The sequence below is a fragment of the Ochrobactrum sp. SSR genome (assembly GCF_030067775.1).
Taxonomy (GTDB): Bacteria; Pseudomonadota; Alphaproteobacteria; order Rhizobiales; family Rhizobiaceae; genus Brucella; species Brucella teleogrylli.
Genome location: NZ_CP125971.1, coordinates 812,822 through 838,623, shown reverse-complemented (window position 1 = coordinate 838,623; position 25,802 = coordinate 812,822). Strand labels below are relative to the sequence as shown.

The following is a 25,802-nucleotide window of genomic DNA, read 5'->3' as shown; positions in this document are numbered from 1 at the left end:
CCAAATGAGGTTACGAGGTCGGATCCCCGCTAGCCGCGTTTTGTCAGTGTGCCAGAGGGCATAGACGCATATTAAGTACTGTCGGTGAGCACATAAGAGCTATTTTTCTAAAATACATAAAATCTCTAGAAATTATAGTTTCATCAGATTCTGATCCCATAATCGGGAGCCGGCGGGTAAGCATTGCCAAATGCACAGGCAAGCTTGTTCCCTTTTTGTTTCGAATGCTCTAATAAAATACGCATGGACATGTCAGCCGATTACCCGCGGTCCCGTGTTCAAAACCACTCATGCGTGACGAGGACATATGGCAGCGGCCCATCTGGAAAAACTGAATGATCGCCAGCGACAAGCGGTCGAGCATGGCGTCGCCATGCCGGATGGTACGATCGGCGGTCCACTTTTGATCATCGCGGGTGCTGGATCGGGCAAGACGAACACATTGGCGCATCGTGTGGCTCACCTGATCGTCAATGGCGCTGATCCGCGCCGGATATTGTTGATGACATTCTCGCGTCGCGCGGCGTCCGAAATGGCCAGGCGTGTCCAGCGTATCTGCAAACAAGTGCTTGGCGATCATTCGTCCGTCATGACGGACGCTCTGGCCTGGGCGGGAACATTTCATGGAATGGGCGCGCGTCTTTTGCGCATTTACGCCCAACAGATCGGGCTCAGCGCCGACTTTACCATTCATGACCGAGAAGACAGCGCCGATCTCATGAACCTCATTCGTCATGAACTGGGTTTCTCGAAAATGGAAAGCCGCTTTCCAACCAAGGGCACCTGTCTCGCAATCTATTCGCGGGTCGTCAATTCCGAGAGTACAATCGGCGTGGTGTTAAAGAATGCCTATCCTTGTGCCCTTGGTTGGGAAGAGCAGTTGAAACAGCTCTTTGCCGCCTATGTGGACGCCAAACAGCATCAAAATGTGCTCGATTATGATGATCTCCTGCTTTACTGGGCGCAGATGATGTCGGATGCCGCGCTTGCCGAGGATGTCGGTCATCGTTTCGACCATGTTCTGGTTGATGAATATCAGGACACAAACCGCCTTCAGGCATCGATCCTGTTGGCGCTGAAACCGAGCGGGCATGGTCTGACGGTTGTTGGTGATGATGCGCAGTCGATCTATTCCTTCCGCGCAGCAACCATTCACAACATCCTCGACTTTCCCAAGGAATTTTCTCCAAAGCCAGCCGACGTCATCACACTCGATCGCAATTATCGTTCAACACAGCCCATCCTTGCTGCCGGGAATGGAGTGATCAGTCTCGCCCGCGAACGGTTTACCAAGAACCTCTGGACCGATCGTCAATCGGAGCAACGGCCCATGCTTGTAACGGTTCGGGACGAGAGCGATCAGGCGAACTATATTGTCGAGCAGGTCCTGGCGAACCGTGAGGTGGGCGTCAGGCTCAAACAGCAGGCGGTGCTGTTTCGCACGTCGAGCCATAGTGGCGCTTTGGAAGTCGAACTTACCCGTCGCAACATCCCCTTCGTGAAATTCGGCGGACTGAAATTCCTCGACAGTGCGCATGTGAAAGACCTGCTCGCTACATTGAGGTTTGCGCAGAATCCACGCGACCGTGTTGCGGGCTTCCGCCTTTTGCAGATGCTATCCGGCGTTGGCCCGCAAACGGCTGGCAGGATTCTTGACACCATTGCCCTGGACCCGGAACCTTTGCAGTCGCTTGCAGAAATTCCGCCACCGCCAAGAAGTGGGGACGACTGGCCAGCTTTTATTGATCTCCTCTCCAGCCTTCGAAAAGCCGAAGGCGGTTGGCCAGGAGAAATCGGCCTGGCGCGCGTCTGGTACGAGCCCCATCTTGAACGTCTTCATGAAGACCACGATACACGCAAGGCGGATTTGGTTCAGCTCGAACAGATCGCCAACGGCTATCCGAACCGTGAACGCTTTCTCACCGAGCTTACGCTTGATCCACCGGATGCAACGAGCGATCAGGCTGGCGTGCCGCTTCTTGATGAGGACTATCTCATCCTTTCCACCATTCATTCCGCCAAAGGTCAGGAATGGCGCTCCGTTTACATGCTCAACGTCGTTGACGGCTGTATGCCCTCTGATCTGGGGGCGGGAACGACGGCCGAGCTGGAAGAGGAACGCCGCCTGCTTTATGTCGGCATGACACGGGCCCGCGACAATCTTGCTCTCATTACACCGCAACGTTTTTTTACCTATGGGCAAAATGCGAAGGGCGACCGGCATGTATATGCTTCGCGAACGCGATTCATCCCCGCCACACTCCTTCATTTATTTGAGACGGCGAACTGGCCCAAAGTAGCAGCAACCGCCAGCGAAGCCAGCGCGCGCAATGTCCGCATCGACGTCGGCGCACGGATGCGAAGCATGTGGAAGTGATGTTCCGCGTTCCATACGCGCGCGAATGGAAAAACATGCTGTCAAGAAGCCCTTCCAGCCATTGCAAACGCCTAGGTTGAGGAGTGGCGGACATAACAACTGTGCAGCTTAGATCGTATAACAACAACACGGCAGAGATCGCCAGGATGACGCCAACGACCCTTTTCCTGATGGTGAGACAACCTTTGAGAATGGTTTTCTTCTGGCAACGTCCGGTATGATGTGACTCTTTGCTTTGCAGGCGTGACTCCGCTTGACTCTTCGGAAGGCCGGGTGTTTTTGCCGGAAGTGCTTTATCGCTACAGAAATGCCGACAGGATAGCCTCACGCCATTACAATAAAGTCTCTTTCGCCCGCAGCGACAGCCAAGCGGCATGGCTTTTGCTTTAAGCAGACGGGAGACACTTTACGGGAATAAGACAATGTCCAACTCAACCACCATCCATAACGACGGAAATACACTGTTTCCGATCGTTCTTTCCATCGTTGCCGCTGCGGCAACGGGCGTTCTCTGGGCTTATGCGAATCCGATCCAGCTGGTTCCGGGTGTGATCCAGTGGCGCATTTTTGCTTTCCTGCCGCCGCTAGTCGGTATTCTGCTGGGCCGCAAGAGCGGCTTCATCTGTGGTTATCTCGGTACAATCATTTGGTCGCTACTCGCTGGCACCTTTATTCCTGCGCATTCGCTACTCATCGACGGCATCATGGTTGGCCTAACCGGCCTGATCCCCGGCATACTGTTCGATCCGAAGACCACGACTTTCAATCGCGCAACGCTGATTAAAATTGCAGCGACCTGCCTTATTGTTGGCCTCTTGATGGTTGCGGCCGTTTCGGCCAGCCTTGCCTATCTGGGCATTTTCCCGTTCTGGTGGGCCGTCATGTATCTCGGTCTTTCCGATATAGTTCCGATGCTCATCGGCACCCCGCTGCTGGTCGTTCCGGCTCTGAAGATTCTCAAGGGCGCGCATCCGTCCGGTTTCACACGTTTCTGAGAACGGGCCCGGAAAAGTGCTCCAACTGCAGAATATTAAAGTCGGCTTTGGCGATTCCGTACTGGCAATCGCCGAGGCCAGCCTCGAAATCCGTGACGGCGAACGCCTTCTGGTCTGCGGCGCGGGCGGCAGTGGCAAGACCACGCTGCTCAACGCTGCATCCGGCATTGTGCCGCGTCTCATTACCCCGCAGGTTTTTGGCGGCGATGTGACGCTGAACGGCAAGCCCATCTCTTCCATATCGAAGGATGAGCTGTTCAGCACGGTCGGTGTGGTTTCGCAGAATGTGGAAGACCAGCTCTGGGATCTCAGCGTCGAAGACCTGATTGCCTTTCCGCTGGAAAATCGCGGCCTTACCAAAGACGCCGTCCGCACGCGAATTGACGATCTTCTCAACGAGCTGGAACTGAACGCCCTGCGTGGCCGTCGCGTGCTGACCCTTTCGGGCGGCGAGCGGCGCATGGTGGCCATGGCCGCCGCACTGGCTGCCGAGCCGAAGCTCCTGATCCTCGACGAGCCGACCACGGGTCTTGATCCGGCGGCGCGCCATCGACTCGTGCGGGTTCTCAAAAAGCTCGGAGCGGAAATTCCGGCCCTGCTGATTGCCGAACAGGATCCTGCCTCCTTGCAGGCCGTCATCACTGATGTCGGCCTGGTGAAGGAAGGCAAGCTTGCGCCTGTCGTGCCGCTTGCTTCCATCATCAATGATGCGGGAGCCTGGGAAGATGCGGGTGTTCTGCCGCCTGTGGCGGTGCGCAAGCGCCTTGCCGGTGGCAAAGCCGATGGTCAGGTGCTCGTTTCCGTGTCGGGCATCAAGACGCAGCTTCAGCGCCGTGATGGCCAGCCGGTTCTTGAAAACGTGAATTTCCAGATACGGGCGGGCGAGGTCGTCGGTCTGATTGGCAAGAACGGTGCGGGCAAGACCACGCTGTTCCAGTCCATTCTGGGCCTTCAGAAAATTGCGGCCGGTTCTATAACCATTGGCGGCGAGAATGCCGACAAGTGGACGGCGGCCAAGCGTGCCCGTTCGGTTGCCTATCTGCCGCAGAACATGCGCCGGATTCTGTTCAACATGACGGTGCTGGAAGAGGTGGTCTTCGCCATCACAGCGGCAACCCGCGCGCCGAGGGATGATGCCATCACCGCCCGCGCAACGGCATGCCTGTACAAATATGGTCTGGGCGGCCACGAGGAAACCAACCCGTTCGCGCTTTCCTCGCGGCAGCAGGCCTTGCTTGGTCTCGCCTGTGCGGAAGCGGCGGGCGCTTCGGTTGCCATTCTCGATGAGCCGCTTCTGGCACGCGATCTCAACGGTCGCCGTATGCTGGAACTGTTCCTCGAAACCGCACTCAGCGAAAACCGTGCCGTGATGCTGATCTCGCACGATCTGGAACTGGTGGACGATGTGTCGTCCCGTGTCATGATCCTCGATAACGGCCATGTCACTTTCGATGGCGATGTTGATGCATCCTGGGCTTCCGATGCCTATGGCGCACTGGGCTGGCCCAAACCGCGTGTCGTCGAGACGGGAGAAGCCGCATGAAAATCTTCTACGATTTGAACTTCTTCGTGAAGCTCGTCGCGGCTTTTCTGGTCATGCTTGCAGCCTGGCTGGTGCCTGGCTGGCATTATGGCGTGCCGCTGGCACTGGTGACGGTCGGGTTTCTGGTGCTGGTCAAGGTGCCGGGCCTGCGCGGCTATCTCAAGGGGGCGATGCTGTTGACGCTGCTCGTCATGGCGAGCTGGATTCTCAATCTCGTGCTGCAAGGTATGGCCTTCGTGGACACGCTGCCGATTGCCGCCGGTATGGCGGCGCGACTGGTGACGACCACGGCTGCCTTCTACTTTGTAATGGAAACCAGCACGCCGGGTTCCATTCTCGCAGCGGCAAGCGCTGCGCGTCTGCCGCCTATGGTAACGCTAGTGCTGTCGCTGACCTTTGGCATCATCCCAATGCTGCGCGAGGATTTCGAACGTATCGCGGATGCGCAGCGCGCCCGCGGCATGGAAATCGATGACGTCTCCTTCCCGATGCGCCTGCGTTTTGCGCTGGCGCGCGGTGTTCCGCTTCTGGTGCAGGCAATCCGCATGGCGCATGCCATTTCGCTTTCGCTGGCCATTTATGGCTTCGACACCAAGCGCAAGCGCACCACATGGCGCAACGTTGGCCTGCTGGTTGAATCACGGCTCAATACCAAGGACATAAAACGATGACTGAAGACAGCACGAAACTTTCCGGCAATGGACAGGTCTGGACCGTCGATGTGGCAGGCCGCAAGGTCGATCTGCCGATTGTGCCGATCAATCCGAACTTCGCCATTTCCCTGATGATGGTCATTGATCTCGGTGTTCGCTTCGGAAAACATGTGGGCAAAGCGCTGGCCGAAAAGCTGGCGCCACTGAAGCCCGATGTGATCGTCGGCGCTGCAACGCTCGGCATTCCGGTAGCGATTGAAGTGTCGCGCGCGCTTGGTCTTGACGATTATGTCGTGTTGCAGAAGTCGCCGAAAATCCATCTCGGCGATGCACTGGTGCAGACGATTTCTTCCATCACCTCCAAGGGCGAGCAGCGTTTGCTTCTCGATCGTCAGGCAATCCCGCTTCTCGAGGGAAAACGCGTGGTCGTGGTGGACGACGTCGTGGCGTCGGGTTCGAGTCTCAAGGGATCAGTCGAGTTGGTGCGCAAGGCAGGTGGCGAGGTCGTCGGCATCGGCGTCATCCTCACCGAAGCCAAGGACTGGCAGGCCACACTGGGCGAAGATGTGAAGCTACTTCATAGCCTCGCGCATATTCCGCAGTTCGACAATCAGAATGGCGAGTGGAAGCCGATTCTTGATAGCTTTCTGTGAAGACCAACGGAGCCTCGTAACCCTTCACTTTAGGACAGTCGCACCCGGCGACTGTCCTTTGCGGCCTTTGAACTTGGGGGTTCTAGAGCACGTCCGTTGAACGCGGAATCGCGATAAGGATACACTTGTTGGCCGAACTCTGCTTCTATTGCCCCATTGATGATTTAGTCGGTGGCAAAATGACCAGAGCTTTCAGCGACGATCTTCGTAGCCGGGTTTTGGCTGTGTCATGGGATGGCACGTCGGAGCGCTCAGCCGCAGCCCGATTTGGGGTTGGCGGCTCAACAGCTATCGCCTGGATTGCGTGTACTCGGGCTGGTCGGTTGACGCCTGTGAAACAGGGTCGTCGCGGTGGCTCGCGCCTCGATGCCCACGAGGGCTTCATCGTCGGTATGATTGAAGAGGCAAAGGACATTGCCCTCAACGAGATGGTCCTGCGATTGCGTGAGGAGAGAGCCGTTTCCATGGTCGCGGCGCGCTCGATGTCTGGCTGCGAAGGCGCGCTTGGACATTCAAAAAAGACCGCACCTTCATTGGAGCAGGAGCGCCCCGACCTTTTGAAGCGTCGCCACGACTGGTTCGCCAGCCAACTCGATCTCGATCCGGCGCGCCTCGTCTTCATTGATGAAACGGGTCTGAGCACAGATGTCGCGACTTCGCTGACGGGACGGCGAGAGGAATGCCCGCTCTGGTGCGGGGGGCGGTGCAGTCAGAGGCGCAGTTGTCGGGGGTGTCGCCGGTGGTTTCATCGGGGCCCTTACGAAGAGCGGCGTATCGGAAGCAGACGCAATTTTGGCCGGTGACAATCCGGTGGATATCAACGCCCGACCCAAACTCTAGGTCCAGAAAGGTTGACAACGGTTCGACGCGAACGCCGATCCCTATACCGAAGAGGAAATCGAGCGGGAAGGTGCACCAAGTTTGCGTGACGCTGCGCATCCCCAGAGGGATTGCTCACCATATATAAGAATGGAACACTGTGCCTTCCAGTATCGAGCCTCAATCGGGCTGACAGCGTCGATGTCCGCTTCAGATTTGGTACCGACACTTGTCGAATAGGAGCTAGATTTCAAGATTATGGACCTCGGCTCTGCTGGATTAAGGCACTTATCCATTCGACATAATGCAAATCCGAAACAGCTGGAAAGGAGACTGTGAAATGCCCAAATTCATCACTATCGGCTATGGCGACCGGGCCGGATATGATCGGACGCCACAAACCGTCCGCGATGCCGCTCACGCGCAGGATGCAAAGCTGCTTTCTGAAGGCGCGTTGATAGGCATTGCCGGATCACCTGTGCAGGTACGCAATCCCGTTGGCACTGGCGTGCAAACACAGGAAGGTTCATTTATGTCCTCCGCGCTGCCAATCGCCGGATTTGCCGTAATTGAAGCCACCGATCTGGAGGACGCCGTCAAAAAGGTCTCTGGCGTTCCCTGTGCGGTTGCGCATGGCGTCGTCGAGGTTTGGCCATTGGAGTAGACAAGACTGGTACCAAACGGCGAATTGCTATCGGTTATAAAGCGCGGGCACAGCGAAGATGGATTTGAACCGTTTTGCCCGCAATCAGTGCCGGGTCCGATGCGAGAATAAAAGTCTTCGTTCCTTCTTGCCGAAGTGAGACAATCGCCTCCTGTAGCAAGGCCCTAACGCCCGTATTCTCGGCACTGCTGTTGTAAGTGGCCAAAGCTGACATGCATCCGCATGCTCCGATCGGCTGACGCAGCCGAATGGTGGTACTCACTGACACAATGTTCGCGTCGGTTTGAATTTCGCCGACATTCAAGGTCACACAAGCAGACAGATCGTTTTTAACGACAACATCGTCTGCTTCTGCTGACAATGCAGGCGCACAGAAGACTGAAACCGCCAGTACACCTGGAATCAAACGGATCATGTGAGCCTTCCCTCCGATATAGACCGCCATTCAATAATATACCTTATCGAAGCCAATAGCCGGACGAGCGGTGATATCAGTTATCCTTCACTTCGCGCTGCCTCAGTCGTCTAGCTATTGCGAGCAAAAGTATCTTCTCCGCGCGCAACTTCGCCATCAACTCGCGCTTCAGATTAACGTTCTCGATTTCGAGTGATAATAATTCAGCTTGGATATCGGCCTCTGCGACCAACTGATCCTGGAAACTTTGCTTTCGCGGAACCACATTTCGCACGCCAGAGCGAATGGATGGCTTTTTTGCTCTTACGACAACTGCTTCCGTCAGTTCGAGCATGCGAGGCGCTACCGTTTCATCTGGCGTCGTTTCCAGTTGAGAGACCTCAGCGGCAGAAGACGTCGTTACAAGCGGGCTTTCTGCAATATCGACAAAGACGGGCTCCGCTGCCGGCACAGGTTTCACCGCTTTGGTCTCAACCTTGCTTGCAGCCTGCTCAGGCAGATTGGGCGTTAACTTCACCTCCGGCAATGACAGTGGCACATCAGCTTCCACTTCACGGGCAATCGACTTCAGATCGAGACTCCCCCATAATGAGGTCCCAGTCTTACGTGCACGCTTGTTCTTATATTCAACGACAACATTGCGGATTGGATTTTTCATCCGTGAATAACTTCCTGAGAAAATGTAAAGCTGGAGTGCCAAAGGGCCTGTGCCAATACCTATAGACTTTGCTCCCGATTTTCAATCTTCGATATAGCGTTTGGCTATATGAGTAAGCGCTTGAATACCACTTTCTATCTGCTCGTTCTTCTACAGTAAATTGCCTTATTTATACATTAAGTATTGATATCTATACTCATGATCAAATGCTTTACCGCGCCTCAACCCAGGAGAAAACGACCGTGGCTGATGAAAATATTATCGATGCAAATCCCACTGCTACCGAAACCAAAGCTGCCGAGCCTGCTGGCGCTACAAAGAAGACCCGCGCACCGCGCAAGAAAGCAGAACCCAAGTCAGCGAAGGCCGTAGCAACCACGACTGCTAAAGCACCTAAAGCCACTGCAAAGGCGGCGTCTGTTGCGTCACCGCCGGTAACGCGCAAGGTCAAAAAATATACGCCCGCGCAGCGTGCTTCCATTCTTGCTTCCGTAGAAAAGGTGACAAAAAGCGGCAAGACCACTTTGAAAGCTGCACTGCAGCAGGCGGAAGTCAGCGAGCAGACCTATTACAACTGGAAGAATGCCGCTGGCAAAACCGCTGCGCCAGTTGCCGCGAAGATCTCTTCGGGCGATGATCTGAAGGCTCTGGTCACACTGGAAGCGGAAAACCTCAAGCTGCGTAAGGAACTGGCCATTATGTTGCGTGCCGAAAACGCTGAACTGCGCAAACGTCTCGGCAAAGCTTAAGGGCAATAGTACGGCTCATCGCCCTCCCCTGCACCATTGCAGCTTTCAAACGGGTGACCAGTCATGCGGGTCACCCGTTTTGCCCCGAATGCGGGAAATGGCAACCTTGGTTCGCCATTTTGGACATCCCATCAAGATTCTTTCACAATGCCTTGGACTATGAACATGCAGCAAAGGCCAGTGCTATTGATCAATAGAATTGCAGTGCCGATCATTTCGCTACTTTGCATGGGCTTGCTGATTAGCTACATGCAACTCGAACATGACCACGAGCGGATTGATCGTGAAACCGTGTTGCTGACAAATCACTGGACTGGCGAAGTCAGGCGCTGTCACCGATCATACAATTCCGAACTCAGCTGCCAACCCACAACTTTGCAGCCAAGGCTATGGTATCTGTCACTCAGTTCTTTTGATAGTCCAGCCGCAAAAGCAGCCAAACAGGGCGATAAGTCGACCCCGCTGTCCGATTTAATTTTTTACGGCGCATTCGGGCTCGCAATTCTTATTATCTTCATCCTTCCGATGCTGGATCGTAGCACCGAGCAGGATTCCCGGTCTTCACGTAAAAGTGGCGATGCAAGCGACTGAGGCGTGGTTTTGCGCAAACCATACGCTTTTGGCTTTACAGCCTCTCCATCACATCCGTGTCAGGGCATGCTGCATACAGGCATCAGCTCTCAGTATGTTGAATGCAACCGATAAATCCGCGATAGAAGCAGACAGAATTCTATGACCGCTTCCGGCCCCGTTGCTGCGATAAGAAGAGCATTTAACGCGGTTGAAGCAACCGCCACTTGGACAACAAGTTTAAGCGTAGCTGTCTGCTTTCGCTTCCGCGCTCGCAAAGCGCTTTGAACCAGGCACCTCGACGGCTGATGCACTTAATCACGATGATGATCGCGAAACTCCCCAAACGCCGCTAGTAATTCTGCAAGTCCAACTTCAAAGTCATTGAGCACGACTTCGTTTGAGAGCTGGCATTCGCCGCGTTGACCGTGGCTCGCCACGGCGAGAGCGGCACCATGCGTGTAGTCGACCAGTATGTGCGTCCAACGAGCAGAGTTGTTGCGCTCGCTCAACAAGCGGGTTAGCTCATTGGTGATCCTCATGGCATGATCGGGAAAAACCGCGGGCCGCGCAAATATGGCCAAGGTCAGGGCTGGGTAGAGAACAACCTTAAAGTAGTAGGCTGTGAGAAGTCCGTGGGCGCGTGCAAGAGCTTCACCTGTTTCAGGAGCCGCAACGTCAGCATACACATGCTCCGCAAGCGCTTTGATAAGTCCATCCTGATCCTTGAAATGGTGATAGATTGTCATGGGATTGATGCCCACACGTCTTGCCAGTGCGCGCATGGTCAGACCGTCGAGACCGTCGGCATTGAGTATGTCCAAAGCCCCGGAAAGAATGCTCTCCGGCGAAACGGACTTTTCGTTCGCTGTTGGCCTCCCTCGCCCCCTTGCCATCATTTCATAACCTCGTAACGAGACTGGACCAATCCAGAAGGGAAGGCCCTTGTGTCCTTGTGTGCAAGGGCCACATCGCGCTGCCTCCCACCAAAAAGAGGGCGCCCAGTACCAAGCAAGATCGGCACTCTCGTGATCACCATGTCATTTATCATATCCAGTTCCAGGAACGATTGAATGATGCGCCCGCCATCCACATAGGCGCGTTGAGCGCCTTCGGACGTCAGCATTTCCATCATGCTACTGGGCGATTTGTCTGAAAAGCGGACCTTTCCGGTGAGCTCGTAGGGCACCTCTTGTGATGCAAGCTGTTCGGATAGGACCACTACTGGCCGGGTATAGAACCACTCGCCCATGCTTCGGACCGCTTCGTATGTGCCCCGCCCCATCACAATGACATCGATATCTCTAATGAAGTCGTCGTACCCATGATCCTCCCCAGCCTGATCGTGCTCAAGCAACCAGTCGATATCCCCGTTTTCACGGGCAATAAACCCATCGAGGCTCGTGGCGATAAAGACGTGTCCAGTGACCATTACAAACCCCCATAATTATACATCGTATAAATAACGGAGTTCGAACTGTGTCAAGGCACTTGAAGGTCCATTCTTGCACTTCTCGGCCACATAATTGCCTACACGTTTCCTAACCCGTCGTGACTGTCTTGAAGTGTGGTAGTCCGGCGGGTTTGAGCATGCCCGAAATTCATTCCGACGATCAATGGGAAGATATTTCGCGATCGGACCGTTTCCGAACTTCGTGTTAGCCGTTCACGAGCGGAAGTGACGGCTCTCAAAGAGACCTTGCACCTGAACTGCCCTTTCGTTACGTGCGATTTCTGCCGCGTATTATCTCTGGGGTAATCGATCACCTTCCCTTGCTTTGGCAGTATCACATCCACGAGGTGCTCTCGTCGGGATTGCACCGAAGCAAAGGAGACCAAAATGTCCATCAAATCTAACCCTATGGATCATGCCTTCACCGGAGTGAATTCGGTCGCTGACCTTACTCGCGCCGTGGTGCAGGAATTCCTTGCCGCCAGGCTGGTCGGGGATACGGAACGGCTGGCCGCGCTCTTCGCCGACGAGGTCGACTGGCAGCTCGCCAAAAATCCCGTCGTTCCGTGGATTCGAAGGCGGTCAAGCGCTGCCGAATGTGCAGCCCAATTCACAGAATTGATGGAATATACCGTGGCCGAGCATGCGCGTGCCTCTATCGACACTTTTCTGGTCGATGGCAGTGACGCTGTTTTGATGGGGCATATCTCAGGAACCGTACGCATGACGGGAAAATCCTTCGATGGCCCTTTCGCGCTTCATCTCACGGTCGTGGAGGGTCGTATCACGCGGCACCGCCTCTACGAAAACAGCCTGTCGATCGCCGAAGCATGCACCCTATGATCGGTGTACATCGCCCCCACAGGCAAGGCCTTCAATCGGCTTTACGACCTTGCGGTCAACCGGCGCAATATCTCCCCGGTCTCCACATCCGCCGGAAAGAAGGATTCGACCGCCAGTTCCGAAAGCGTGGCGTCGAGCGGCGTGCCGAACACAGTGATGGTGCTGATGAAAGATAGTAACTCGCCGTCGATCCTGAGCCGCAGCGGTACGGCGATGTTAGCGGCCACATCATAAGGTTGAGGGTTGGCGCGTGGCCGACCGGGATAGGCGGAGAGCTCCTTCTCAAGTGTTTCCAGTGCGGGATCGGCCGTCGCGTCGATCTGTATTCTCAGACGCTCGATCAAATGTATACGCCATTCGTCGAAGTTTGCGATGAATGGCGCCAGCCCTTTGGGATGCAAGCTCAACCGCAGTACGTTGACCGGAGGGCTGAGCAGTGCGGGCTCCTCCACGCCTTTGAGGAGCGGCGCAATCGCGGCATTCGCGAGCACCATGTTCCAGCCCTTATCAACGGCGATGGCCGGATAGGGCTCATGGGCTTTCAGCACCATCTCAACCGCCGTCAACGCAGGCTTGAGCGCCGGGTCCTCCAGTGCGCGTTCGCCATAAATCGGCGCGAATCCGGCCGCCACCAGCAACCGGTTACGTTGGCGCAACGGCACCGATAGCTGATCGGCCAGCCGTAGCACCATCTCACGTGAGGGTGCAGAGCGCCCGCTCTCCACGAAACTCAGATGGCGCTGTGAAATCTCAGCCTCCAGCGCGAGGCTAAGCTGGCTCAAGCGGCGGCGCTGCCGCCATTCCCTTATCAATGTGCCTGCGCCCGTCTGCATGATGTTCATCGTCGCTTCTCCAACTGGCGGTTTTTATCATCAGAACCTACACGCCGAAGCCCCAATTTCCTATTACTCCGGGCGCAATCGCCAACGGCTGCGTTCGTGGTCATCTTTTTCGACGCGGTCGACGCGGTTTTGGAGCGGCCAATCTGGGTTCCAATCAACGGAAAAGTTCATGACCCTTCCAATGCCTCCCTTTTTGAAGATTACCCTTCGGCTCGATGCTGCGGTTTCCGGCGCAGCCGCGCTGCTGAAGGCGGCCGGAGCTGGGCGCGCACCTGCGTGGGGCCGAGTACCTTTCGTGACAATAGGTAAATCATAAATGACAGCAAATATGACAACACTGTCTACGGTAACGCATTCGAGCCGCCACAGTACGCAGATTGTCGTCCTCTACCCACGAGTCCCGCCCCCTATTGGAGGGGGAGGCATAGTTTACGGCTCAGTGAGAGCTAATATCCGTGGGACTTTCAGGAGCGCCATGGCGCTTCAGATGAGAGGCTTGCAACATTGATCGGCGCCAGCTTGCCGATAGGTCCGCGCTATCAGGCCACGTTCATTTACAGGCCCGATGCGCAGCACGCGATCTACAACGTCGTCTATGAGGTTCACAGCGCGGTTGTTGACACCGAGTTTGATATCGATTGAGGGTAGTGTTCTAGAATACAGGAAATACCGGCGCAATGAGCTTCCGATACCACCGGTGACGTCGATCTTGGGTGTGCCGAGCGGTTCAAATTCGCTGGTATCAGACAGAGCTTATGAAAGCTCGGAAGCCGGCACCTGCCCTGCCTTTTACCACCCCGTCGAGGCAGAGCATCCTTTTTGGGCGACAGTATTTTCTTGGAAAAGTCCGTCTGCGATCCACTCAAACGCCGGTAAATTGCCGTGTGAACGGCGTTATCAGCTCTCGTCCGCATTTAAAGCGAAACAATCCGCGAGTTGATAAGTTTGAACAATCAGTTCCTTGACAGATCAAAGTGAAGACGCTGCGATTTGATGGGTTAATTAGCGATTGTACTTATCAGCTTATCGGTGTGAACGCCCGATGGTGAAGAAGGATCCGCCAATTGACAGGCACTGTCGCCTATCGTCGTTTGCGACCCATCGGAAACTTTAGAAGCCACGAAACGGCAGAGAGCGTGATGAACATTTCAAACGAGCAGGCACTCAGTTCAGTCGTGGGAAAGCGCATTTTATTCTTCGAGAACGGGTTATTGCTGACGGAAGAAACAGAAGCAAAATTGAAGAAATCTGGCGCGGTTCCGCTCGGGCCTGTTGGTACGTCTGATCAAGCAATTGACGTTATCGAACACCTGTCGGTCGATGCAGTCATTGTCGATGTCGCTCTGAAGCCTGCTGCCGTCACGCCACTAATTACTTATCTGGAAGATAAAATGATACCATTCATATTTGCCCTATCGGAAATTTCCAGCCATGTCGGCGAACCCATTGCCAAATTTGTAATGAGCGCGCGTAAGAGCGATCTTTCCAGGATAGCGGGCGCGCTGTTCCCATCGTCAGCTGCGCGAGAGCATTTGGGCCGCAATGATCAGCTGACTTCGAGAGAGCCTGCTTTGCCAGTTCCGCTGATGAGGTGTGTTGGATGAAGATTGCTACCTACAATGTTAACGGCGTAAACGGAAGGTTGGCCGTCCTATTGCGCTGGCTTGAAGAAGATACGCCAGACATTGTCTGTTTACAGGAGCTGAAAACGCCGGACGAAAAATTCCCGATCAAAGCGCTGGAAAAAATTGGATATGACGCGGTTTGGCAAGGCCAGAAAAGCTGGAATGGGGTGGCAATTCTGGCGAGAGGAAGGACCCCGGTTGTCACGCGACGTGGACTTCCAAGCGAACTCAATGACACGCAGAGCCGCTATCTCGAAGCAGCGGTTGGAGGCGTACTAGTCGGCTCTCTCTATCTTCCGAACGGCAATCCCGTTCCTGGGCCAAAATTCGAGTACAAGCTGAGCTGGTTTCAACGGCTGCACGATTATGCGGCTGAGTTGCTGACACTCGATATACCCATAGTGCTCGCTGGCGATTTCAATGTTATGCCGACCGATCTCGATGTCTACGCGCCGGAGCGCTGGCGCGACGACGCTTTGTTTAGGCCCGAAGTTAGAAAAGCATATGCACAACTGGTTGCACAAGGTTGGACGGATGCGGTCCGGTCTCTTCATCCAAAAGAGCGTATTTACACGTTCTGGAAATATTGGCGCAATTCCTTCGAACGCGATGCTGGGTTGCGCATCGATCATCTCCTTCTTAGTCCCGCTCTGGCACCGGCCCTGAAATCGGCAAGCGTGCGACGCAACCCGCGCAGCTGGCCTCACACGAGCGATCATGCGCCTGTGATGATCGAGATTGAGTTACCGCTTGGTGCCGGCTAATCTGAGACAAGCGTAGCCGCCCGGCGCTCACGAGACCGCGCCGATCGCCGCGCTTCGCGTAATTGTTCGATATCGGGATGCCACCACCCCCGTTCTCGATCTTTGTTTGTTAGTTCATTCTTCCTTGGCCAGTTTCGAATGAGTTCGTCGAGTGAGGGCAAGCGCCAGATCCCCCAAACATAATCGCCGTCGAGACCGGGATAAATGTCGTCGATCGTATCACAGTGCACCAATTCGCCTGTTATCTCCCTAACAACGATAATACCATAGGTCTCAGTTGCAATGGGACGATTGAGCGGTGGCAACGCGTCGGCAGAGAGCGGAATTCGTCGTCGCCTGCGCTCGTTCGCACGTCGACGTGCCCTTTTTTCTTCATCGCTTCCCTTCCGGGCTTCGGCGCGCTTCCGCCGTTCTTCCGGTTCGCCGCGTCTAGCCTCGTTTTCGCTGGCCTCCCAATGTTGGACAAGCTCATCATAGGATGCAAAGGGCAGCCGCCAAACTTTCGCATTATAGTCCCATCGGGCGAAGGATATCTGACGGATTTCTTCAACCAGCCGTCGCGAATATGGCGTTTTAATTCGGAACCCTTCACCGTCGACCGACAAATACGTACTGAGGATCGGCTCGAATTCATAGGCGTCCCTCCCCTTTTCCTCGGCAAAGGGGTTTGCGCGTGAGGCCTCGCGAGCCAGCCAACGATTAATGCGCCGAGACGCCGTTTTCCCAGGAACGATCCAGGCCTTGTTCCAGTCGCTCCATCGTGCACGGGGAAATTCCTTGCGAAAGCGCTGAACTGTCATTCGATCAAAAGGAAATGATATTGTGGCTCGATCATCGTCTCCGGTATCCAGTCGAGTGTTTTTGTCCATCTGCGATGCTCCAGCGTCAGTTGGCTAACTGAACCCAATAAGCGGACCAATGTTTCGTTGGGATGCCGGCACGATCGAGCGACAGGCACTTTCTCTGACCAGTAGCCTTCATGACTTATCGTCACGCGAAGCTTAGGTAATGCCTCTTGAAAACTTTTTTGGAACTTATGCTGCAAGCGGGAGTTTCATGTCTGTTACTTATTTCACTGGAGAAATACAATGAAAATCAGAACGTTAGCGTTCTTGAGCGCTTGTATCATCGCGCCTTCGGCTGTGTTCGCTCAGGACACCGGCAAAACCTCTCCGGAAACTCCAGCGGTGGCAACGCCTGATAGCAACAATCCAGACGCGCCGGTTAAGGGCGCCAACAGCTTTACAGAAGATCAAGCCAAATCAAGGATTGAGGAGGCAGGATACACAGGCGTAAGCGGCCTCAAATTGGACGAAGAAAACGGCATCTGGGAAGCCTCTGCCATGAAAGGCAACGAGAAGCTGGACGTCCAGCTTGACTACCAGGGCAATGTCACAAAGAAGCCAATGTGAAGGTTTGGCTTCCATCCGCCATTTGAACATGGGAGAATTCTATGAAAACCGTTACCGGATTATTTGACAATTACGAAGCAGCCAAGGATGCTGTGGCACGGCTCGAAAACGCCGGGTTCCCGTCAGACGACATTTCCATTGTTTCCCACCACCGCGACGATGACAGCGAGAGTAATGCCGGCTCTGGCGCAGGGGTCGGTGCAGGTCTAGGTGCGGCTGTCGGCGGTGCCGGTGGTCTTTTGACAGGGCTGGGGTTCATGGCGATCCCAGGCGTTGGACCAGTCGTCGCCGCAGGTTGGCTCGCAGCAACATTGACCGGAGCAGTCGGAGGCGCAGTTGTCGGGGGTGTCGCCGGTGGTCTCATCGGGGCGCTTACGGAGAGCGGTGTATCGGAAGAAGACGCTCACTTATACGCTGAAGGCGTTCGTCGCGGTGGCTCACTTGTGACCGCTCGTGTTGCGGATGAACGTGTGTCGGAAGCTGACGCTATTTTGGCCGGTGCCAATCCGGTGGATATCAATGCCCGACGCAAACTCTATGTCCAAGAAGGCTGGCAACGGTTCGACGCGAACGCTGATCCTTATACCGAAGAGGAAATCGAACGGGAACGTAGCCGTTACCTTTAAATCTTGAGCGGGCGAAAGCCCGCTCCCTCGTCGCTATAAACAGTAATTAGCGCGTAAGCCGTGATAACAAAAAGCACGCAACGAATAACGCGGCAACAACGATACCCAACACGACTATACGATCTGAGATTGTAATATCGAACATCTCAATCTCTATTCTTTTCAGTCCAGACCATGAAACCTATGAGCGCGAACAGCGACACCATCATCGCGCCAATAAACCAAACAAACCAGATCATATGTGGTCCTCCCGGCGACAGAACTCGCAAGACGGGAAAATGTTCATTGGGCTCGTATAAATTGAATAATGAGCCCTGATCAGTAGGGTGTGAGGTACTGATCAGGGCTTGCGCATGGAATTGCCATCGGCTTGGAAAGCCATACGCAATTTCGCAAATAACGTGCCCAACTCATTGGACAAGGGGTTGCGTGAATTTCCATACGCTAACGTACGCCAAGTCAGGCGATTAACGCCTGCATCGCAGTACGTTATTGGCTATAGCCGTATCCCGCCAGAGCAATGCCTCCGACCACGCCGATCACCGACCAGCCAAGCATGCTAATGCCCATGAAGCTGTGATAGATTTTATCAGAGACTTTTTTAAAAGCCACCGCGACCAACAAATTCACGACCGCGCCAAAGATCAGGCCGATACCGTTGGCGACGTAGGCGGCGGGGTGAAGTGCCATGCTCTGCATAAAATACGGTCGCAGCAGAAAAGTCGCGCCCAGCATACCTGCGATCAGCACGAAAACTGAGACCATGCCGAAACCGGACCATCGTATTAGCATTGTCTAAACTACCTTTGTCTTAGGGAAGATCGAGCGGTAATGACTCTTGCCTCGTCGATGAACAACCCCTTTTCTCTGAGTAATCCCAAAAAAAAGCCCGCCACTCATGGGGGCGGGCAAGTTCGGTTCTCTCCAATTGACAGATGAAATTTTACTTAAACGCTTAAAAAAAGTAAATCTGGGCAGCGGTTGCGGACTAGCCTGATCCCGCACAAATTTCGCCCAAGACGACGTCCAGCCGTCAAATTCTAGCGTTTTCCCTGCCAGATCATCGCAAGAGCTATCAGTGCTAAAATAGATGTTAGTACGGCTTCAGCCAATATGATCCAACTCATTTGCGTTCCCCATACACAATTGAACGATCCATGGCTTGATCATGCCGGCGAGACAGGCCAAAATTCCCTCAGAGCTACTAAGGCGGTTTTTATACTGAATGCTTAATAAGTGTAAACCCCAGCGGCGTCTCCCAACCCCGCTGGGGTCGCGCGCAGCATTCGTACATTCCGACATTGCTTCGCGCTAGCGCCCGAGAAGCCGTCTCTCGGACGATCAGACAGACAAGGACGACGGCAGGCCGACTATATCGGAAGAAAATACAGCTACAATCTGGATATCCAATTTCGACAGCGCGCCAGTATCCATGACCTTGTTCATCAGAATGACTGCCGCTGCGGTCGTCTTCAACAGCGAAATAACAATCAATTACATATATTTAATCGAAACGCACTTTCCTCAATTTATTATCGCCACCCAAAAAAAATACCCCGCCTCAGCGGTGCAACGGAGGCGGGGTAGGCGTCAGTCTTCCAAGCTTGGTTAAACCGGCAGCCGACACCAACGACTACGAACCACGTTCTTAGGAAAAGGTTCCCTCGGCATCGTTGGAGTTGGCATGCATTGCGGTCATGTCATGTCGAACAACATACTTCTGATGGGCAAGCCTGGCAGCGAGTTCGCAAAGATAATTTCGATCACGCAAACCATGCTCGTAGAGCATCATGACGCAGGATGCGAGTTCACTGGCCGAATAATTCCGGTCGCTTTCCTCGAGGATCACTGCTGCATACGTGAAGCAGCTACGCAGGAAATCGACTTCGACAGGCGTATATATTCGGCTCGCTTCGTTGAAAAACGGCATGTCAGCCTCCTTATACTAAAGGCGTAACTCTACCTTATTAGCGACCGCTAAAAAGCAAAATTTTATCAATTAGTGTTACGTTACGGCGCTGCAGAATATTGAACCCCGCCAGCCGTTTAGCTGACGGGGTATGCGCCTGCCGAAGCGAGCCGCGCCGTAAACAGGCGCATGGCTGTGGCCTGAATGAGCGTCCAAACTGACGACGAGGGCTGAAGTTTCATTTAAAATGAGGTAAAAACTGCATCCGCCCCATCGGCTTTATCGGCTTCTAGTCGCGTAGAAACACAACGTAATCATTCGCATTCCTTATTCTTGACAGTTCATTCCAGAATTCCTATCTTGCCGACATGGCACGATCAAAAGAATTCGATAGAGATGAAGCGCTCAAAGCCGCCATCAATGTCTTTAGAGAACATGGATCTGAAGGCACTTCGACGGAAATGCTTGTAAAATCGATGAAGGTGGGCCGGCAGAGCCTTTATGACACCTTCGGCGATAAATGGCAGCTCTATCGATCAGCGGTGGAACAGTATTCAAATAGCGAAGCTGCGGCCCATATCGACACCCTCGTATCCGAAATGCGCGCGATTGATGGAATTCGCGCAATAGTCTGGCGCGTAGTGGATGAAGCGAACAGGCCATGTCTGGGAGTTAGTTCTATCTGTGAGTTCGGTCAAACTCGACCGGACCTAATTGCCGTGCATCAGGCTGCGGACCGGCGTCTGAAGGAAGCAATGAAGCGGCGTATTACGGAAGCACAGGCGGACGGCGACCTGACAGATCAGGTGTCTTCACCGGAAATCGCAGACTTTATGATCGCCAGTTTTTCCGGCATCCGGATCGCGGCACGCGGGGGTGCCGATCAGAAACATCTTCAATCTTTAGGAACAATGGCTTTGCGCGCAATCAGCTGAACATCCAAAAAAATTTGGCCAATTATGGAACGATCAGTCCAGAAAGGATATAGTCATGAAAGCAGTTGTTATGAGGGAATTCGGCGGGACCGAGGTAATGGAAACGGTCGAGCGCCCCTTTCCTTCAGCGGAACATGGACATGTCGTCGTCAAAGTTGCGGCGGCGGGCGTAAACTTCATGGATATAGGGGTAAGGCAGGGGTCGACCTGGACTGATGTGCCAAACCCGAAGGTGCTCGGCGTTGAAGGCGCGGGCTATGTGGTCGCAGTGGGCAGCGGCGTGGACGAATTTGCGCCAGATGATCGTGTCGCCTGGATCTACGGCCCTGGAAGCTATTCCGAATACATCTCAATATCAGCAACTTCCCTTGTGAGAATTCCGGATATAGTGGACGATCGCATAGCAGCATCCATCATGATGCAGGGGCTCACGGCAAGCCATTTCGCGACAGACTTTTATCCGGTTCAGCCTGGCGACATCGCTTTGGTGCACGCAGCTGCGGGTGGCGTGGGGCTTTTCCTGACGCAAATCATCAAGCGGCGCGGCGGACATGTCATCGGGCGCGTCTCATCCCCGGAAAAAGCGGCGATTGTCAAAGCGGCCGGAGCAGATCATGTCATTGTCGACAGGGACGGACAGTTCGCAAATGAAGTCTTGCATCTTACGGATGGAGTGGGTGTCAACGTCGTCTACGACGGATCGGGACCGAAGACTTTCCAAGACTCCCTCGCCTCACTCCGTCGTTCCGGTACTTTTTGCTGGTACGGACCGGTGCTGGGCGGGCCCGGTCCGCTCGATCTTATGAGCCTGCCGAGAAGCATCAAGATCGGCTACGCCACCTTCTTCGATCACATCCCCACTACCGAACTCTTACGGTCCCGAAGCAAGCAACTTTTCGACTGGATTGAGGACGGTTCGCTGAAGGTCATGATCGGCAACACTTATGCACTTGCCGATGCCCGCCAGGCTCATGCGGATATGGAGAGCCGGGCTACAACCGGCAAACTCCTGCTCATACCCTGACGTTCGTTTGTCCTGCCATATGAATATCATCGGCGCCGGCTTCCGGCGCCGATGAGTCCTGTAGTCGTCAGAGCTTATCCGGACCGGCTGTCATTGTGAGCAGACCGGTAAGAGGAGACGGCTCTTGAGACGTGAGATCGTAGGGGCACGCAGTGGCAAGCGTTGCGAAAGCCATTACGGCGATAATGAAAATCTTCATCTCAACCTCCGTTATTGCGAACCGGAACTCAGGTGAGATCCAGTTCGACTGCTATGTTTCCACGCGTTGCTTTCGAATAAGGGCAGGTCTGGTGAGCATCCTCGATGATCGCTCGGGCAATCTGCGGCTCAAGTCCCGGCAAGCTCACTTTGAGACGTGCCTGCAGAAAATATTCTCCGTCCGTCATTCCGAGATCGACCTCGGCATCGACCGCCGTGTCGGCTGGCAGACGAAGCTGTCGCTTGCCAGCGGCCTTGGTCATGGCGCCGATGAAACATGCCGACCAGCCAGAAGCGAATAGCTGTTCAGGGTTGGTTCCTGGCTTACCGCTACCGGGCGGTGAAAGCTTTACGTCGAGGGCCCCGTCTTCGCTGCGTGTGAAGCCATCACGCCCACCCGTGGTGTGCGTCTTTCCCGTATAGAGAACCTGTTCAATCTTTGTCATGAAACATTCCTTCTTTCGCTTGTCGCGGTCCAAACCGCAGTCGACACGAACCGTCGACCAGAAGGCTTTTAGGGTCTCAGCGTATCCGGGCTGTTTCCGAAGTAACTCGTAGTGTATCAAAACGTAGCCACAGTCTGACTGTACATATTCGCTTACAGAAAACCACGCATACATTTGGCTCCGCTGGGCCTAGTGGAATCTCACTTCCGCAGCCAGACCACCGTCGGTACGGTTATAAAGCCGCACGGAACCGCCGATAACGGTCGCGAGTTCCTGAGCAATGGCCAGTCCAAGACCCGTTCCACCTGTATTCCTGTTGCGTGATTGCTCAAGGCGGAAGAACGGCTGCATGGCTGTTTCCAGTTTATCTTCGGGAATGCCGGGGCCGCGGTCCAGAACCGTAATGACCAGATAGCCGTCCTCTTTTCGCAGGACGCTGATCTCGGCTGCACCAGAGTATTTAATGGCATTGTCTATGAAATTGGTGAGAATGCGCCGCAAGGCATGCGGTTTGGTGGTTGTCGTGCCCTGCACAATGCCCTGCACCGTTACCGCTTTACCCGTGTCCTGATAGTCATAGGCGATACTGTCGATAAAGGAAGATAAGTCAATACGCGATGGCTTTTCACCACTGCCATGCGTGCTGCGTGCATAAGCTATGCCATCCTGAACCAGTTGCTCGATCTCACGCAGGTCGCTGACGAGCTTTTCCTTGTCTGTCGTGTCATCTGCCATGTCGGCCCGCAAACGCATCCGTGTGATAGGGGTTTGCAGATCGTGCGATATAGCGGCAAGAATCTGGACCCGCTCTTCGAGATAATGGGCAATCCGCCCATGCATGGCATTGAATGCCCGCGCCGCGTGCGCCACTTCGCTTGGACCAGCCTCAGTCATGGGCGGTTCATTCTTCTTCGGGTCCAGCGCTTCGGCGGCGGCCGCCAGTTCGCTCAACGGGCGGACAATCAAACGCACAGCAAACCACACGCAAAGGATCAGCAGCGTCATCTGCAGAGCAAATACATAGGGAAGCCACGCGGCTGTCGGCATCACACCTCTTGGTGTTACATCGATTGTCAGCGGCGACCCGTCGGACAATGTCAGATGGGCCTGAAGGCGCTTGCCATTGCCGGGTATCGATTCAACCCGCAACGGAAATTTATGACCAGCCGCTTCTTCTATCCTTTCAGCGATCTCTACGCCGCGCCCGGACATATCGGCAACTCCGGCCTCCCCCGGCCCTAGAACCAGCCGGTAGTTGCCACGGCTAAGCCGGTCAAGCCAATTCGCTCTCTCATTGGCCGGCAGGCGGTCGAGCACCGCAATCGACGTTGCAAGATCGCTTTCAAGGGTTCCCAGCATGACGGCCTTGGCCGACATATAGCGTTCGGCGAACAATATGCTAAAAGACAAGCCATAGGCTACGATCAGCCCGGCGAACAGGACGAGGAAGACGCGCGTACGCAGTGTCTTCGGCCACCATTTCAGACGGCTGTTTCCCTCATCGAATGTGCTCACGTTCGTTGCTCCAATATCTCGACAGGAACTGACAAGACATAGCCTTCCGCCCGTACAGTCTTGATATAGACCGGTTCGCGCGCATCGTCCCCGAGCCGTTGGCGCAGGCGGCTGACCAGAAGGTCGATAGAGCGATCGAACAGTTCCGCATCGCGCCCCTGTGTGAGATTCAGAAGCTGGTCGCGGTTAAGGACGCGCAGCGGATGATCGATGAAAACACGCAGCAGCCTGTATTCTGCGCCGCTCAGTGCGATTTCCGTGCCGTCCTGGTCAAGAAGGTGTCTGCCGACCGTATCGAGCCTCCAGTTCCCGAAAGTGAGCAATTGTCCCGCTTCGCTGATCTGCAGATTCGGGGGCAGCATGCGTGTGCGGCGCAAAACGGCCTTGATCCGTGCAAGAAGTTCACGAGCGGCGAATGGTTTTGGAAGGTAGTCGTCCGCCCCCATCTCGAGACCGATGATACGATCCATTTCATCATCGCGCGCTGTAAGCATGATCACGGGCGTTGACTTGTGTTTGCCCGCGCGAAGCTCTCGACATAACACCAGCCCGTCATCGCCCGGCATCATGACGTCGAGCACGATCAGATCGACCGCATTCGCTTCAAGAAAGCTGCGCATCTGGCGACCGTCGGCAACGGTGGTCGACCGCAAGCCATTCTTTTTCAGATAGCTCGAGACCAGTTCACGAATTTCGCGGTCGTCATCGACAACCAGAATATGATCGATATGCTCCATCGATGCTCTTTCAGCTATTTCCCCTCAAGGTCTTTATTAGTTCCGTGATTGGCTGCTGCGAGTAAAGCTTTTTCCTTGCAGCAGCCGATTAGCGTTCAGCGTTTCGCCACATCCAGAATGGCTTTTGCAAAAGCCAGCGGCGCCTCTTGCGGCAAATTGTGACCGATGCCGCCCGTTATTGTCCGGTGCTCATAATTTCCGGAGAACTTCGCCCTATAGGCGGACGGATCCGGATGAGGCGCGCCATTTGCGTCACCTTCCATCGTTATCGTCGGGATTGCGATGACCGGTCCGGCGCCTAACTGCTTTTCATAAGCGTCGTATTTCGCTTCTCCCTCCGCAAGTGCCAGACGCCATCGATAGTTATGAATGGTGATCGCCACATGGTCGGGATTATCGAATGCGCCTGCAGAGCGATTGAAAGTTGCATCATCGAAGTTCCATGTGGGCGAAGCCGTCTCCCAGATGAGCTTGACGAAATCGCGGGTATGGGCCGCATAACCTAAGCGCCCGCGCTCGGTGGCAAAATAATACTGATACCACCATGACAGTTCAGCTTTCGGCGGCAACGGCTTCCTATTGATCTCCTGACTGCCGATAAGATAGCCGCTTACGGAGACCATAGCTTTACAACGCTCCGGCCAGAGAGCCGCAATGATGTTGACGGTTCTTGCACCCCAGTCGTACCCGCCCAGAATTGCCTTTTCGATGCCCAGCGCGTCCATGAACGCTATCATATCAGCCGCGAGCGCTGCCTGCTGACCGTTACGGGGTGTCGTTTCGGAGAGGAAGCGCGTCGTGCCGTAACCGCGAAAATAAGGAATAAGAACGCGATAGCCCGCATCAGCCAGGATCGGAGCGACATCGACATAGCTGTAAATGTCATAAGGCCAGCCGTGCAGGAGCATTACCACCGGCCCATCGGAGGGGCCGGCCTCAGCGTAACCGACATTGAGAACCCCCGCCTCGACCTGCTTGAGAGGTGCGAAGGTCGTATGTGACTGAGCTTTGGCCGCAATCTGCGATACCGCGGCTTGTGCGTTGGCTAGCTGGGGCAGACCAAGCTCCATGGCTGCTATAGTAACCGCCGCCATGCCGAAAAAGCGGCGGCGCTGGTGATCGATAGTGTTGGCGTCTGTTGTCTTCGACATAGTATTTCTCCGATCTGCGTGAGGTATGATCGGAAAAAAGCGCTCCGCATGTATCCCCAATGTGTCCCTTCCACTTATCGATTGAAAGCGGATGTAGCACGGAGGCGCCCTGATACATTCAGATACAAATGTTTCTCGTGCCCTTTGGAAACTCCGATGCCCCGGTTCCCATTTTGTGTCGTCCTGTAGAGACGGACCGGATTTTCTACATTGCGTTACATTTCGG

The 25,802-nt window shown here is 54.6% G+C and carries 27 protein-coding genes and 1 pseudogene; 16 read left to right on the top strand and 12 right to left on the bottom strand.

Going from position 1 to position 25,802, the window contains the following annotated elements:
- The first annotated feature begins 307 nt into the window (after window positions 1–307).
- The 7 genes and pseudogenes from QLQ11_RS21390 to QLQ11_RS21360 all read left to right on the top strand — a co-directional run bounded on the left by QLQ11_RS21390 (window position 308) and on the right by QLQ11_RS21360 (window position 7,704).
- Window positions 308–2,377 (top strand): ATP-dependent helicase, encoded by a 2,070-nt coding sequence (locus tag QLQ11_RS21390; protein WP_283735470.1) that lies wholly within the window; start codon window positions 308–310, stop codon window positions 2,375–2,377.
- Between the two features lie 422 nt (window positions 2,378–2,799).
- Entirely contained in the window at window positions 2,800–3,372 is a 573-nt protein-coding gene (locus QLQ11_RS21385) for an aminotriazole resistance protein (RefSeq protein WP_021586547.1), read from the top strand.
- Window positions 3,373–3,388: 16 nt separating this feature from the next.
- Window positions 3,389–4,915, top strand: a complete 1,527-nt coding sequence (locus QLQ11_RS21380; RefSeq protein WP_283735472.1) for an ABC transporter ATP-binding protein — start codon at window positions 3,389–3,391, stop codon at window positions 4,913–4,915.
- A complete protein-coding gene (locus tag QLQ11_RS21375) occupies window positions 4,912–5,586 on the top strand; it encodes an energy-coupling factor transporter transmembrane protein EcfT (RefSeq protein ID WP_283735473.1) in 675 nt (224 codons plus the stop codon). The genes QLQ11_RS21380 and QLQ11_RS21375 overlap by 4 nt, the downstream gene beginning before the upstream one ends.
- Window positions 5,583–6,221 carry a phosphoribosyltransferase family protein gene (locus QLQ11_RS21370; RefSeq protein ID WP_283735474.1) on the top strand — a complete coding sequence of 213 codons (639 nt, stop codon included), beginning with the start codon at window positions 5,583–5,585 and terminating at the stop codon, window positions 6,219–6,221. The genes QLQ11_RS21375 and QLQ11_RS21370 overlap by 4 nt, the downstream gene beginning before the upstream one ends.
- 179 nt (window positions 6,222–6,400) lie before the next feature.
- Window positions 6,401–6,892: pseudogene (locus QLQ11_RS21365) on the top strand (IS630 family transposase); the annotation flags it as partial.
- A gap of 488 nt (window positions 6,893–7,380) precedes the next feature.
- Window positions 7,381–7,704, top strand: coding sequence for a transcription initiation protein (locus QLQ11_RS21360; protein WP_283735475.1), 324 nt, complete (start codon window positions 7,381–7,383; stop codon window positions 7,702–7,704).
- A gap of 34 nt (window positions 7,705–7,738) precedes the next feature.
- Here QLQ11_RS21360 and QLQ11_RS21355 read toward each other — a convergent pair whose 3' ends face one another.
- Complete coding sequence (locus QLQ11_RS21355) at window positions 7,739–8,119, bottom strand: DUF2195 family protein (protein ID WP_283735476.1); 381 nt, start codon at window positions 8,117–8,119, stop codon at window positions 7,739–7,741.
- A gap of 76 nt (window positions 8,120–8,195) precedes the next feature.
- Complete coding sequence (locus QLQ11_RS21350; protein ID WP_283735477.1) at window positions 8,196–8,777, bottom strand: hypothetical protein; 582 nt, start codon at window positions 8,775–8,777, stop codon at window positions 8,196–8,198.
- 242 nt (window positions 8,778–9,019) lie between these two features.
- On the opposite strand from QLQ11_RS21350, the gene QLQ11_RS21345 reads away from it, so the two are divergent.
- Together QLQ11_RS21345 and QLQ11_RS21340 are read left to right on the top strand one after the other, a co-directional pair.
- Entirely contained in the window at window positions 9,020–9,526 is a 507-nt protein-coding gene (locus QLQ11_RS21345; RefSeq protein WP_283735478.1) for a transposase, read from the top strand.
- Between the two features lie 63 nt (window positions 9,527–9,589).
- Window positions 9,590–10,117, top strand: coding sequence for a hypothetical protein (locus tag QLQ11_RS21340; RefSeq protein WP_283735479.1), 528 nt, complete (start codon window positions 9,590–9,592; stop codon window positions 10,115–10,117).
- Window positions 10,118–10,410: 293 nt separating this feature from the next.
- Here the strand turns inward: QLQ11_RS21340 and QLQ11_RS21335 are convergent, their stop codons facing one another.
- Complete coding sequence (locus QLQ11_RS21335; protein WP_283735480.1) at window positions 10,411–10,995, bottom strand: TetR/AcrR family transcriptional regulator; 585 nt, start codon at window positions 10,993–10,995, stop codon at window positions 10,411–10,413.
- A complete protein-coding gene (locus tag QLQ11_RS21330) occupies window positions 10,992–11,528 on the bottom strand; it encodes a dihydrofolate reductase family protein (RefSeq protein WP_109365651.1) in 537 nt (178 codons plus the stop codon). Before QLQ11_RS21330 ends, QLQ11_RS21335 begins: the two co-directional genes overlap by 4 nt.
- Window positions 11,529–11,936: 408 nt before the next feature.
- Here QLQ11_RS21330 and QLQ11_RS21325 point away from each other — a divergent pair, with 408 nt between their 5' ends.
- A complete protein-coding gene (locus tag QLQ11_RS21325; protein WP_283735481.1) occupies window positions 11,937–12,392 on the top strand; it encodes a nuclear transport factor 2 family protein in 456 nt (151 codons plus the stop codon).
- Window positions 12,393–12,433: 41 nt separating this feature from the next.
- Here QLQ11_RS21325 and QLQ11_RS21320 read toward each other — a convergent pair whose 3' ends face one another.
- The gene (locus QLQ11_RS21320; RefSeq protein ID WP_283735482.1) at window positions 12,434–13,234 is read right to left on the bottom strand and encodes a helix-turn-helix domain-containing protein; all 801 of its coding nucleotides are present in this window, start codon (window positions 13,232–13,234) and stop codon (window positions 12,434–12,436) included.
- 1,064 nt (window positions 13,235–14,298) lie between these two features.
- On the opposite strand from QLQ11_RS21320, the gene QLQ11_RS21315 reads away from it, so the two are divergent.
- Entirely contained in the window at window positions 14,299–14,838 is a 540-nt protein-coding gene (locus tag QLQ11_RS21315; protein WP_283735484.1) for a hypothetical protein, read from the top strand.
- The gene (gene xth, locus QLQ11_RS21310; protein WP_283735485.1) at window positions 14,835–15,623 is read left to right on the top strand and encodes an exodeoxyribonuclease III; all 789 of its coding nucleotides are present in this window, start codon (window positions 14,835–14,837) and stop codon (window positions 15,621–15,623) included. The genes QLQ11_RS21315 and xth overlap by 4 nt, the downstream gene beginning before the upstream one ends.
- Here xth and QLQ11_RS21305 read toward each other — a convergent pair.
- Window positions 15,620–16,492 carry a hypothetical protein gene (locus QLQ11_RS21305; RefSeq protein ID WP_283735486.1) on the bottom strand — a complete coding sequence of 291 codons (873 nt, stop codon included), beginning with the start codon at window positions 16,490–16,492 and terminating at the stop codon, window positions 15,620–15,622. The genes xth and QLQ11_RS21305 overlap by 4 nt on opposite strands.
- Before the next feature lie 219 nt (window positions 16,493–16,711).
- Between QLQ11_RS21305 and QLQ11_RS21300 the strand changes: the two genes are divergently transcribed.
- The gene (locus QLQ11_RS21300) at window positions 16,712–17,035 is read left to right on the top strand and encodes a PepSY domain-containing protein (RefSeq protein WP_283735487.1); all 324 of its coding nucleotides are present in this window, start codon (window positions 16,712–16,714) and stop codon (window positions 17,033–17,035) included.
- A 41-nt stretch (window positions 17,036–17,076) separates the two neighbouring features.
- The gene (locus QLQ11_RS21295; protein WP_283735488.1) at window positions 17,077–17,661 is read left to right on the top strand and encodes a general stress protein; all 585 of its coding nucleotides are present in this window, start codon (window positions 17,077–17,079) and stop codon (window positions 17,659–17,661) included.
- 489 nt (window positions 17,662–18,150) lie between these two features.
- Here QLQ11_RS21295 and QLQ11_RS21290 read toward each other — a convergent pair whose 3' ends face one another.
- Both QLQ11_RS21290 and QLQ11_RS21285 read right to left on the bottom strand, forming a co-directional pair.
- Complete coding sequence (locus tag QLQ11_RS21290; protein ID WP_283735489.1) at window positions 18,151–18,426, bottom strand: hypothetical protein; 276 nt, start codon at window positions 18,424–18,426, stop codon at window positions 18,151–18,153.
- A gap of 883 nt (window positions 18,427–19,309) precedes the next feature.
- Window positions 19,310–19,591, bottom strand: a complete 282-nt coding sequence (locus QLQ11_RS21285; protein ID WP_283735490.1) for a hypothetical protein — start codon at window positions 19,589–19,591, stop codon at window positions 19,310–19,312.
- Between the two features lie 347 nt (window positions 19,592–19,938).
- On the opposite strand from QLQ11_RS21285, the gene QLQ11_RS21280 reads away from it, so the two are divergent.
- Both QLQ11_RS21280 and QLQ11_RS21275 read left to right on the top strand, forming a co-directional pair.
- Complete coding sequence (locus QLQ11_RS21280) at window positions 19,939–20,505, top strand: TetR/AcrR family transcriptional regulator (protein ID WP_371836012.1); 567 nt, start codon at window positions 19,939–19,941, stop codon at window positions 20,503–20,505.
- A 55-nt stretch (window positions 20,506–20,560) separates the two neighbouring features.
- On the top strand, window positions 20,561–21,529 hold the full coding sequence (locus QLQ11_RS21275; RefSeq protein ID WP_283735492.1) for a quinone oxidoreductase: 969 nt from the start codon (window positions 20,561–20,563) through the stop codon (window positions 21,527–21,529).
- 227 nt (window positions 21,530–21,756) lie between these two features.
- Here QLQ11_RS21275 and QLQ11_RS21270 read toward each other — a convergent pair whose 3' ends face one another.
- The 4 genes from QLQ11_RS21270 to QLQ11_RS21255 all read right to left on the bottom strand — a co-directional run bounded on the left by QLQ11_RS21270 (window position 21,757) and on the right by QLQ11_RS21255 (window position 25,576).
- A complete protein-coding gene (locus tag QLQ11_RS21270) occupies window positions 21,757–22,173 on the bottom strand; it encodes an organic hydroperoxide resistance protein (RefSeq protein ID WP_283735493.1) in 417 nt (138 codons plus the stop codon).
- 189 nt (window positions 22,174–22,362) lie between these two features.
- Window positions 22,363–23,688, bottom strand: coding sequence for a HAMP domain-containing sensor histidine kinase (locus QLQ11_RS21265; protein ID WP_283735494.1), 1,326 nt, complete (start codon window positions 23,686–23,688; stop codon window positions 22,363–22,365).
- The gene (locus tag QLQ11_RS21260) at window positions 23,685–24,425 is read right to left on the bottom strand and encodes a response regulator (RefSeq protein ID WP_283735495.1); all 741 of its coding nucleotides are present in this window, start codon (window positions 24,423–24,425) and stop codon (window positions 23,685–23,687) included. Before QLQ11_RS21260 ends, QLQ11_RS21265 begins: the two co-directional genes overlap by 4 nt.
- A 95-nt stretch (window positions 24,426–24,520) precedes the next feature.
- The gene (locus tag QLQ11_RS21255; protein WP_283735496.1) at window positions 24,521–25,576 is read right to left on the bottom strand and encodes an alpha/beta fold hydrolase; all 1,056 of its coding nucleotides are present in this window, start codon (window positions 25,574–25,576) and stop codon (window positions 24,521–24,523) included.
- Between the last annotated feature and the right edge of the window lie 226 nt (window positions 25,577–25,802).